Here is an 11,485-nt window from a genome sequence, read left to right as displayed (position 1 = left end):
CCCGAAGAAAGCGCAAAGTCAGAACGGTTCAGGGATCCAGCGACGCCAGGCACTGCTGCAGTCGTGGCCCAATCTGTTCGAACATGCGTGGTGAGATGATCTCGACGTGCGCACAGTCCAGCGGCCAGATGGTAAGCTCGCCGACATAGGGCGCCCAGGCGCGGCGCGCATCCTGACCGGGCTGCTGCGTCTGTTCCGCCAGGAACAGGGTTGCGTGTCCGGTGAAACGGGCACTGCGCGCTGTTGCCAGCAGGCGCACCGAACTGGCGTAGTTGGCTTCAATGGTGGTAAACAGTGCCTCCATTCCTTCACCGGCCTGCTGCCGCTGCGCAGCGATAAACTGCTCGCGCTCACGATTAACCTCTTCCAGCACCGCCGGATCCAGCACGTTTTCACCGCGTCGTTCATCCCAGTTCTGCGTCTCCGGCGGCCAGGTATCCAGCAGTCCGAGGAAGGCAACGGTTTCACCTTCGGCCTCCAGCCGCGCGGCGATACCCTGCGCCAGCGTGCCACCCAGCGAGTAGCCCAGGAAATAGTATGGCCCCTGTGGCTGCTGCTGACGCACCGTCGCCAGATGCGCCTCACACACCGCGTCAAGGTGCTGCGCCTGGTTCAGCGGGCTGGCGGTGTGGGGTGACTGAATGCCGAGTAGCGACCAGCGTGCATCCAGATAGCGCTGCAACACGCTGAATTGCCAGGCAAAACCGGAGGCGGGATGGAAGCAGAACAGCGTCGGGCCAGTGCTGCGTCGCAAGGGTAATACCGCTTCAAATCCGGCGCGAGCCACATCCGCGGGCTCGCTGCTGAGCAGTGCCGCCAGCTTTTCTACCGTGGATGCCACCATGATCTGGCCCACTGACACAGGCTGATTCAGCGTCCGGCGCAGCTGTGCTGCCAGCCGCATCGCCAGCAGCGAGTGACCGCCCAGCGAGAAGAAATCATCCTGGGCGCTCACCGGTTCGCACTCCAGCAGCCTGGCAAACGCCTGTGCCAGTGTCGTTTCGAGTCCGGGATGCGGCGCGCGACCAGCCAGCGCTGCCTGCGTTTGCGGCAGCGGCAGCGCTTTGCGATCCAGCTTACCGTTGCTGCTGAGCGGTAACGCCGCCAGCTGAACAATCGCCACCGGCACCATATGCGCCGGTAACTGTGAGGCCAGAGTCTGACGTATTGCGTCGGTATCGATCGGGCCATCAGCCACCACATAGCCGACCAGCTGGCGGGCATCGCCCTGCTGATCGCTGCTGCTCCCCAGCACCACCGCATGCGTGACGGCCTGCTCAATGCCAGGTAGCGCAGCCATGGCGTGGTCGATCTCGTTCAGCTCGATACGCTGTCCGCGAATTTTAAGCTGATCGTCGCTGCGGCCCAGATACTCCACCGCACCATCCGGCAGCCAGCGCGCCACATCACCGGTGCGGTACATCCGGGAGCCGTGTCCCCACGGATCGGCGACAAACCGGCTGGCAGTGAGGTCGGGACGATCAAGATAGCCATGCGCCAGCTGCACGCCGGTCAGATAGAGATCGCCAGCCACGCCCGGTGGCACCGGCTGCAGACGCGCATCCAGAATCCGTAAGCCGGTGTTCCAGACCGGGAAGCCAATCGGCACGCTGGCCCCTTCGACGGCCGCCAGCTCCGGGCCAAAGGCCGGATAGTAGCTGACATCAACCGCCGCTTCGGTCGGGCCATAAAGATTATGCAAGGGCACACGGGTCAGCGCCTGCCACTGGCGCGATAACTCTGCGGGCAGCGCTTCGCCGCTACAGAAAACCCGGCGCAGGGTGGCGCAGCGCGCTATCGCGTCACCTTCCTGCAACGAAGCGACAAAAGCAGCCAGCATCGACGGAACAAAATGGGTGGTGGTCACGCGGTAGCGGGCAAACAGCTGCTGCAGCGCGTCCGGGTCGCGATGAGCATCGGGCGGAGCCATCACCAGCCGTGCGCCGACGATAAGCGGCCAGAAGAACTCCCATACCGAAACATCAAAGCTGCTCGGGGTTTTCTGCAACACCACATCATCGCTGCCGAGCGGATAGCGATCCTGCATCCATAACAGACGGTTGACGATCGCCTCATGACTGACCAGCACCCCTTTTGGCCGACCGGTCGAGCCGGAGGTATAGATGATGTATGCACCATCCTGTGGACGCGGGGCCTGCATCAGCACGCTATCCACGGGTGTTAACAGCGCGTCGTAAAACAGCGGCGCGACGGGTGAGAGTGCCGCCAGCCGCTCGGCCAGTTCACGACAGGTGATCAGCGTTTTCGGCGCGGCATCTTCCAGCATCATCTGTAACCGATCGTCCGGGTAGCCGGTATCAAGCGGCAGCCAGGTTGCCCCCACGCTGACGATCGCCTGCAGCGCCAGCGATAAAAAGACCGAACGCGGCAGCGCTACGGCGACGATATCACCCGGCGTCACTCCCTGCGCAATCAACTGTTGCCCCAGCGCAGCGACCTGCTGCTGCATCTGTTGATAGTCAAGCTGATGCCCCTCATCTGCCAGTGCCGGAGCGCGCGGCGAACGCTGTGCCTGACGGAGCAGCAGGCTGCTCAGGGTTTCTGCGGGCAGCATTACGGCAGTCTGGTTGATCGCCGCGAGCTGCTGATGCTCTTCCGGCATCAGCATGTCCAGCTCGCCACAGGCACTGGCTGGCCGGACGGCAAGCTGCTGAAGCAGCAGGCCAAAGCGGCTGGCGTGTTGCTTTAGCGTTGTCTCACTGTAGCGCTGTGCATTAGCCAGTAACTCCAGCGTCAGGTCGCCCTGTTCGCTGAGGTAGATAGCAATCTCCAGATCGCGTACCGGTCCTGACGCCAGCTGATGAGTTATGCCTTTGATGCCAGCGAAATCGAGCTGGTAATCAAACATCTTCAGATTGATTACCGGCCCATAGAGCGGATCGCTGTCGCCGGAGCGACCCAGATCGCGCTGCACCTGTTCAGCGTCGTAGCGCTGATGGCGACGCATTTTTTTGACTTCGCCCGCCAGACGCCCGGCTAGTGCCGTCAGCGGCTGTGCCGGATCGTAATGCACCGCCATTGGCAGCACGTTAATCACCGGACCGGTGGCGCAGAGCGCGGCCGAGCCGATGCGGCGCATAAAGATGAAACCGGCGGCGAACGCATGCTGGCCGGTGAGGCGCGCCAGCCATAATGCCACCAGCGCAAAGGCGGTATCCGCGGCACTGAGGTTGTGCTGCCCGGTGTGCGTCAGCAAAGCCTGAAACGTGTCGCGATCCACGGCAAACGTGTGGCGCAGCAGGTCGGTACTGGCGCTCTGACCGGCCAGCGGCAGAGCGGACAACGAGGCGGGCGCAGGTAGCTGCGCGCCTTTCTCCAGCCAGAACTGGCGATCGCGCTGCCAGCCCGAAGATTGCTGATAGCGCTGATATTCATCAACGACGTCGCTGAACGGTACAAACGGGCTTGGCTCCGGCGTGTCGCCGCGCTGCCAGGCGCTGTAGAGATTGGCGATACGGCGGGTCAGAGCGGTGAAACTAAAACCATCGACCACCAGGTGATGGTATCGCTGATACCAGTACCAGTGATTCTCATCCAGCCGAAGCAGGCTGTGATGGTAGAGCGGCGCGCCGCTCAGCACCCGCAGATCGCCGGTCATATCCTGCTGCATCAGCGCACGTGCTGCGGCCACCGGATCGGCGGCATCGCGCAGATCGATCACCTCAGGCTCGTGGAAAGCCTGGGGTTCAGGCCACTGTAGCGGTTCACCCTCCTGCTCGCCAAAGGCCATATTCAGTGTGTCCGCTTCCTGCATGCCAGCAATTATGGCCTGTGACAGCAGCGCGCTGTTCAGCGCACCGCGCAGTTCGACAAAATGCGCCACGGCGTAAGCGTTGGAATAGGGCGATAGCTGGTCAGCGATCCAGATTCCGGGCTGAGCGGCCACCAGCGGCAGCGTTTTTTGTTCTGTCTGCGGGTTGAGGGTGATCTCAGACATTTTCGCCTCTGTCCTGCGTCATAACCGGACGGATATCGTGCCAGTTTTCATTCAGCCAGCTCAGACAGTCAGCCTGTGGCCCGGGGCCAAACACCGGCTGCCATCCTGCCGGAACCGCACAAAAGGCGGGCCATAAGCTGTACTGCTGCTGATCGTTCTTCAGCACCTGACAATCCTGTTGCGGATCGTCGAAAGGGTTAAGTTGTTGCATGTCGGTCTCCTGTCCGCAGTCACCGGGCGCGCTAACGCCGCTGTCCTGCATAGATATCTTTCAGTGGCGCGCAGAAGGCGGAATATAAGCGGGTTAGGGCTATTGCCACATGGCTTTAAGGCCTGCCAGCAGTCCACCGCGCCAGCACAGCGCATCGTGACCGCCTTCGACCGGGTGATAGCTGACCTGATGTCCGGCAGCGGTCAGATCGTGCTGAAACTGCTGGTTTGCTGCCAGAATCAGCCGTTCGCGTCGTCCCGCTTCCAGGTAGAAGCGGCGAGGGGGGGCCTGCAGTAAGCCCTGTTGTAACTGCTGTGGCAGCCAGCCATTGGGATCGCCGCGCGCGGGCCACCAGAACGACCCGGAGAGGCTGATCGCCCCAGCAAAGGTTTCCGGCCAGGTCAGGGTGGCGTAAGCGGCAGAAAGGCCGCCAAAACTCTGTCCCGCTACCAGCGTGCTGTCGGCACGAAACGGCGCCCAGCGCTGAACCTGCGGCAACAGCTCGTGCTGAATCGCCAGCCAGAAGTCAGGGTTACAGGTCAGCTCACGCGTGCGGTGCTCGCGGTCGATGATGTCGATCATGACATAGACCGCAGGGGGCAGTTCGCCTGCCTCTGTCAGTTGCTGAAGCGGGCCGGCAACCGGCATGTTCTGTGCCCAGAACTGACCATCCAGCAGCAGTACCAGCGGACGATCGCCTGCACTGGCGTCTCCGGTAACAGAGATCCAGATCTGACGCTGGTTTCCCAGTCGTTCGCTGCGCCACAAATAGTGTTGCAGCGGAATATCGGCGGCACGGCCCTCATCAACCGCATGCCACACCTGCTGATCCGGCGCGTGTGGCAGGTGCAGTGGCGAGACCCTCATTCCGCGTCCACCCGCCCAGCTACGCAAAGGATTCAGCGGGTCGCTTTGCGCCTGCGGGAATTTCTGACGCCACCACTGGCGCACTGACTGCATATCGGCCTGCCCGGTAAAAGTCTCTTCCTGACTATCAGGAATCAGGCAGTAGCTGCCGCGCCAGTCAGCGGGCAGGGCGGTTTGCCACCACCAGACATCGGTATCGGGAACAGGCGTTAATGAGGAGGGGACGGCTGAATGATGATGATCGGTTACGCCGGTGATATTGATCCAGACGCGCCGGGTATCGGAGTGCTGCGTGTCACCCTGGGGATCGCGCCAGAAAAAGGTGACCTGACAGGTTCCCTTTTCGCCAGCTTCAACCAGAGGAATGCCCCGTTGCTGCTGCTGTTGCCACCAGTATTCACTGCCGGTTTCTTCATTTAACCACGTCATACGCGCCATCTTTCGATCACCCTTGATTAGGGTCATGCATGTTATGAATAATAGTATTGATAATTATTTGCATTTGCAATAGGGTGTTTCCGCCCGACAGGGAGCGCGCGCATCCTCTCTGCCGCACCGGCTTTCAGACTGATGCAAAGCGGTTCTGACGCTGGCCCGGCGACAAGGGGAAAACGTTGCAGGCAAGGTTATTACTTTTTTACCGGCACGCCGGCAGTGGCATCCTCGCCGGCACTCCAGGAACAGAAAAATGAAAAAGTTATCCCGGCTTTCGTTAGCCATTATGATTGAACTGGGTTTCACCGCCTCTCTCATTTCTGCCGGTGCCGTGGCTGCTGAAGCCACCCGCGAACCGGCTATCGACAGCAGCACCTCCGATACCCTCCACGACGACACCATGATGGTGACCGCCGCCGAGCAGACGTTGCAGGCACCTGGCGTGTCGACCATCACCGCCAACGAAATTAAAAAACATCCACCCGCACGCGATGTCGCCGAAATTATTCGCACCATGCCTGGCGTCAATCTGACCGGTAACTCCACCAGCGGCCAGCGCGGAAACAATCGCCAGATCGATATCCGCGGCATGGGGCCGGAAAATACCCTGATTCTGATCGATGGATTGCCGGTGACCAGCCGCAACGCGGTTCGGCTTGGCTGGCGTGGCGAGCGTGATACGCGCGGCGACACTAACTGGGTGCCGCCAGAGATCATTGATCGCATTGAGGTAATCCGCGGTCCGGCAGCGGCCCGTTACGGTAACGGTGCAGCGGGCGGCGTGGTGAACATCATCACCAAAAAAGAGATGGATAATCAGTGGCACGGCTCATGGAGCGCCTATTACAACGTGCCGGAACACAAGGAGGAGGGCGCGACCCGTCGCACCAACTTCAGCCTTGAAGGGCCACTGGGCGAGGATGTCAGTTTCCGGCTCTATGGCGGACTGGCAAAAACGCAGGCTGATGCTTACGACATTAATGAAGGGCACGCCGCAGACCGCACCGGCAGTTACGCCGGATCGTACCCGGCGGGCCGGGAAGGCTCGATCAACAAAGATATTCATGGCCTGCTGCGCTGGGCATTTGCGCCGATGCAGACGCTGGAAGTGGGGGCCGGTTACAGTCGTCAGGGCAACCTCTATGCCGGGGACACGCAGAACACCAATACCAACGCCCTGGTGAAAAGCAAATATGGTGAAGAGACCAACCGGCTCTATCGGCAGAACTTTTCTGTTAAGTGGACCGGTGCCTGGGATAATGGCATCAGCACCAATACTTACGCGCAATATGAGAATACCCGCAACGCGCGTCTGAATGAGGGGCTGGCAGGCGGCACCGAAGGCATCTTCGCCAACAGCAACTTCAATACCATCCAGCTGGATGATGTGTTGTTGCACAGTGAGATCAGTGTGCCGTTTGAATGGCTGGTGAACCAGACCGCGACTTTCGGGACGGAATGGAATCAGCAGCGGATGAAGGATCCTTCATCGACGACTCAGGCCGCCAGCTACGGGTCGATTCCCGGTATCGCTACGACCGGCCGCACACCCTATTCGCAGGCGGAGATCTTCTCGCTGTTTGCCGAAGACAATATTGAGCTGACCGACAGCACCATGCTGACGCCGGGCCTGCGCTTCGATCACCATTCGATTGTCGGCGATAACTGGAGCCCGTCGCTCAACCTGTCACAGGGATTAGGCGATGAGTTCACCCTGAAAATGGGCATTGCGCGCGCCTATAAAGCCCCGAGCCTCTATCAGACCAACCCGAACTATCTGCTCTACAGCAATGGTCAGGGCTGCGCCGCCAGTGCCGGTGCCTGTTATCTGATGGGTAATGACGATCTGAAAGCGGAAAACAGCATCAATAAAGAGATTGGGGTCGAATGGAAGCGCGACGGCTACCAGGCGGGCCTGACCTGGTTCCGCAACGACTATCGTAACAAGATCGAGGCTGGCACGGCGCCAACCGGCACCGCATCTAACGGCAAAACCGACATCTACAAATGGGAAAATGTGCCGAAAGCGGTCGTCGAGGGACTGGAAGGCACGGTTAATGTCCCGTTCTCCGACAGCGTAACGTGGAACAATAACTTCACTTACATGCTGCAGAGTAAGAATAAAGAGACCGGCGATCGTCTGTCGATTATTCCGGAATATACGCTCAATTCGACGCTGAGCTGGCAGGCGATGCAGGACCTCTCCCTGCAAACGACCCTGACCTGGTACGGTAAACAGGTACCGAAGAAATATGACTATAAAGGTAACGCCGTTACCGGTAGCGCCACCGATCAGGTGAGCCCCTATTCGGTTGTGGGCATGAGCGGCACCTATGACGTTAATAAATATGCCAGCGTCACCGTGGGTATCGACAACCTGTTCGACAAGCGCCATTTCCGTCAGGGCAACGCGCAGACCACCGGCAATGCCACCACCGGAGCGTGGCTCTATGGCGCAGGGGCCAATACCTTTAACGAGTCGGGCCGCACCTGGTATATGAGCGTGAATACCCGCTTCTGATGGACGGGCAATAAAAAGCGCAGCGGTTGATCTGACCGCTGCGCTTTTTTTATGACTGAATAATCAGTTGTTCTGATTGATATCGCGGTAGAGACGGCTCTCAAATCGCACCAGCGGAATACGGCGGGTACGCTGATCTTCCGGCGGGACCGCATAACCGGAAAGGAACTGAACGAACGCCACCCGCGCGCCACTGGAGGTGGTAATAAAGCCCGCCAGGTTATAGACGCCCTGCAGTGAACCGGTTTTCGCCGAGACTTTGCCATCCAGCCCCGCCTCATGCAGCCCGCCGCGATACTGCAGCGTGCCGTCGTAACCTGCCAGCGGCAGCATCGAAATATAATCCAGCGTGTTGTCATTCTTCGCAATGAACTGCAATACCTGCATCATGGTTTGCGGCGAAATCAGGTCATGGCGGGAGAGACCTGAACCATCCACCTGAATGCTATTACCCATGTCGACATTGGCTTTGGCTTTCAGGATGCGGCGAACGGCATCCTGTCCGGCGCGGAACGTGCCGGGCACATTGAAATAGTGATGACCAATGGTGCGAAACACCGTGTCGGCAATCATGTTGTCTGACTTCTTCAGCATGGTGTGCAGCAGCGTATGCAGCGGCGCGGACTGGGTCGATGCCAGCACCGTACCCGGTTCGGTGACCTGCGTCTGTCGCACCAGATGCCCGCTGTAATCAATCTCAGACGACCGCAGTTCCGCCTTGAGGATTTCGCCAGCCCAGGCCGCGCCATCCTGCACCGCAAATGCCAGCGGCAGCGGTTCCGCGCGCTGGCGCATACAGCCCGTGAGGGTGTAGCGGTTCAGCTCGCCCGGCACCACATCCAGCTCGCAATATTGCCCTTCGCCGCTGTTGCGGCCAATGGTGCGCACCTGGCTGTACATATGCGCCGGATAATAGGAGGCGATACGTACAAAGGCATTCTCACCCGGCGTATTAGCACTGTAGAGCGACACCGAGAAGCAGTTTTTATCAACGATTGCCGCACCCGGCGGAGCACTGAAGCACTGGGTCATATCGTTCCACGGCCAGCCCGGCGCCATATCGTGACTGGCAAAAACGGAGGTGTCGATAACCAGATTGCCTTTGATATGGTTAATGCCCTGCTTCTTTATCGCCGCCACCATGTTGCGCAGATCCTGACGGCTTAAGGTGGGATCACCGCCGAAACGTGCAACTAAATCGCCGTTCAGGGTGCCATCGATAATGGCGCCGCGAGTCTCAAAAGTGGTCTGAAAACGGAAGTCGCCACCCAGCTCCAGCAATGCTGCCAGCGCCGTCACCACTTTCATGGTACTGGCGGGCAGGGCCATCTGTTTTCCGTGATAATCAATAATCGGTGTTGATGCGCCTACTTTTTGTACCATCAGCGCCAGATTGGCGCCGTCTGGCAGGTACTGCATGTATTCATCAACTGGCGCTGCGTGTGCCTGCAGCATAAATGCGCAGCTTAATCCGGTAACAAGTCGTGAAAATCGCATAATCTCGCGGTAACTGGCAGGTGAGGGCGTCAATACTACGTCGCTGGACGGTGCAAAGTAAACGATGACCCGCAGGGAACTCTGGGGTAAAATACGTATCAAATTGCAAAACTCTTTTCTGGCCTGGAAGCATCTCCGGGTCAGGATTCTTTTATTTGCAAAAACGGGCTAATGCGCCGCAGAACGCTTTTTTCTGCAGTCACCGGTCAGGATGACATCGTTAAACAGGAAAGATGGCGAGGAGCTTAAATGAATCAGATTCCGATGACGTTAAGAGGCGCTGAAAGATTGCGCGAAGAGCTGAACGAGCTGAAAACCGTGAAGCGCCCGCGCATTATCGCCTCTATCGCTGATGCACGCGAACATGGCGATTTAAAAGAGAACGCGGAATATCACGCTGCGCGTGAAGAGCAGGGTTTTTGCGAAGGCCGTATTCAGGAGATTGAAGCCAAACTCTCCAATGCGCAGGTTATCGACGTCACTCAGATGCCGAAAACCGGACGCGTGATTTTCGGTGCAACCGTCACCGTGCTGAACGTCGAAACCGACGAAGAAGCCACGTATCGCATTGTGGGCGATGACGAAGCGGACTTTAAGCAAAATCTGATTTCGGTCAATTCGCCGATGGCGCGTGGCCTGGTGGGTAAAGAGGCCGATGACGTGGCTATCGTGAAAACCCCGGGCGGCGACGTTGAGTATGAAATCCTGAAGGTGGAATACCTTTAAGATGTTGCTACGCTTTGAAAAGCGTTAAAGCACAATGTAAAGAAAGGAAAAAGGCCGCATTGCGGCCTTTTATCTGAGGTAAGAGCATGTCACTTTCTTTGCCCACTTAGCGTGGCAGAGAAATTTTGCTCTCTTTAGAGGGGCGATACAGCACCAGCGTTTTGCCGATCACCTGTACGTTGCTGGCACCGGTCTCACGCACGATAGCCTCAACGATCAGCTGCTTCGTTTCACGATCTTCCGAGGCAATTTTTACCTTGATCAGTTCGTGATGCGACAGAGCCTGCTCGATTTCGGCCAGCACGCCTTCAGTCAGGCCATTGCCACCCAGCATAACCACTGGCTTGAGCGGATGGGCGAGGCCCTTGAGGTGCTGTTTTTGTTTGGTACTTAGATTCATCGTAGTTTTTTACTTACTCAGGGATTGAAAACGGTTCATTCTACCGCCATCTCGGGTATATCACCAAATCGACGCAACCCATTGCGTGCAGGTTTATCGCTACGATGACGATTTAGTTGGAAATATTATGACGGGTAAAAAGCGTTCGGCCAGCTCCGGCCGCTGGCTTCAGGAACACTTTAGCGATAAATATGTGCTCCAGGCGCATAAAAAAGGGTTGCGTTCGCGCGCCTGGTTTAAACTTGATGAAATACAACAGGGTGACAAGCTTTTCAAACCCGGCATGACCGTGGTAGATCTGGGTGCTGCACCCGGAGGCTGGTCGCAATATGTGGTACAGCAAATTGGGAACAAAGGGCGAGTCATTGCCTGTGATATCCTGCCAATGGATCCGATAGTCGGTGTCGATTTCCTTCAGGGCGATTTTCGTGAAGAATCGGTGGTCAATGCGCTGCTTGAACGCGTTGGCGATCAAAAAGTTCAGGTTGTCATGTCCGATATGGCGCCGAATATGAGTGGTACACCTGCCGTAGATATTCCCCGGTCGATGTATTTAGTCGAGCTGGCGCTGGAGATGTGTCGGGATATCCTGGCACCTGGCGGCAGTTTTGTAGTGAAAGTGTTTCAGGGAGATGGCTTCGATGAATACCTGCGGGAAATTCGCTCCCTGTTTACGAAAGTGAAAATTCGTAAGCCGGACGCTTCACGTTCACGTTCACGTGAAGTGTATATTGTGGCGACTGGGCGCAAACTATAACCAAATTGCTGGAGAAGTCCGCAGTTTTGCTGCGATTCCATGTATGCGGGATCTATAGTACCCTACGCTATCTGTTAACACCGTTGTAATATGAGGTTAATCCCTTGAGTGAC

General features: G+C 58.0%; 8 protein-coding genes. 3 read left to right on the top strand and 5 right to left on the bottom strand.

The features are described 5' to 3' along the window. Window positions 1-28: 28 nt before the first annotated feature. From ACXKZD_RS17195 to fes, 3 genes are all read right to left on the bottom strand, one after another. On the bottom strand, window positions 29-3,958 hold the full coding sequence (locus tag ACXKZD_RS17195) for an enterobactin synthase subunit F (protein ID WP_488981768.1): 3,930 nt from the start codon (window positions 3,956-3,958) through the stop codon (window positions 29-31). Continuing rightward, window positions 3,951-4,169, bottom strand: coding sequence for an MbtH family protein (locus ACXKZD_RS17190; protein ID WP_029519500.1), 219 nt, complete (start codon window positions 4,167-4,169; stop codon window positions 3,951-3,953). Before ACXKZD_RS17190 ends, ACXKZD_RS17195 begins: the two co-directional genes overlap by 8 nt. Before the next feature lie 99 nt (window positions 4,170-4,268). Further along, a complete protein-coding gene (gene fes, locus ACXKZD_RS17185) occupies window positions 4,269-5,474 on the bottom strand; it encodes an enterochelin esterase (RefSeq protein ID WP_488981767.1) in 1,206 nt (401 codons plus the stop codon). 250 nt (window positions 5,475-5,724) lie between these two features. Here fes and ACXKZD_RS17180 point away from each other — a divergent pair, with 250 nt between their 5' ends. Then, window positions 5,725-7,992, top strand: a complete 2,268-nt coding sequence (locus ACXKZD_RS17180; protein WP_488981766.1) for a TonB-dependent siderophore receptor — start codon at window positions 5,725-5,727, stop codon at window positions 7,990-7,992. A gap of 63 nt (window positions 7,993-8,055) precedes the next feature. Here ACXKZD_RS17180 and dacB read toward each other — a convergent pair whose 3' ends face one another. Continuing rightward, window positions 8,056-9,489, bottom strand: a complete 1,434-nt coding sequence (gene dacB, locus ACXKZD_RS17175; protein ID WP_010251813.1) for a serine-type D-Ala-D-Ala carboxypeptidase — start codon at window positions 9,487-9,489, stop codon at window positions 8,056-8,058. Between the two features lie 249 nt (window positions 9,490-9,738). On the opposite strand from dacB, the gene greA reads away from it, so the two are divergent. Next, window positions 9,739-10,215 (top strand): transcription elongation factor GreA, encoded by a 477-nt coding sequence (greA, locus tag ACXKZD_RS17170; RefSeq protein ID WP_010251811.1) that lies wholly within the window; start codon window positions 9,739-9,741, stop codon window positions 10,213-10,215. Window positions 10,216-10,321: 106 nt separating this feature from the next. Here the strand turns inward: greA and yhbY are convergent, their stop codons facing one another. Continuing rightward, window positions 10,322-10,615 carry a ribosome assembly RNA-binding protein YhbY gene (yhbY, locus tag ACXKZD_RS17165; RefSeq protein ID WP_010251809.1) on the bottom strand — a complete coding sequence of 98 codons (294 nt, stop codon included), beginning with the start codon at window positions 10,613-10,615 and terminating at the stop codon, window positions 10,322-10,324. Between the two features lie 127 nt (window positions 10,616-10,742). Between yhbY and rlmE the strand changes: the two genes are divergently transcribed. Then, on the top strand, window positions 10,743-11,372 hold the full coding sequence (rlmE, locus tag ACXKZD_RS17160) for a 23S rRNA (uridine(2552)-2'-O)-methyltransferase RlmE (protein WP_010251807.1): 630 nt from the start codon (window positions 10,743-10,745) through the stop codon (window positions 11,370-11,372). Window positions 11,373-11,485: the final 113 nt, after the last annotated feature.

The sequence above is a fragment of the Pantoea sp. ABR1s genome (assembly GCF_057812235.1).
This window is presented reverse-complemented; position numbering and strand designations above follow the sequence as displayed.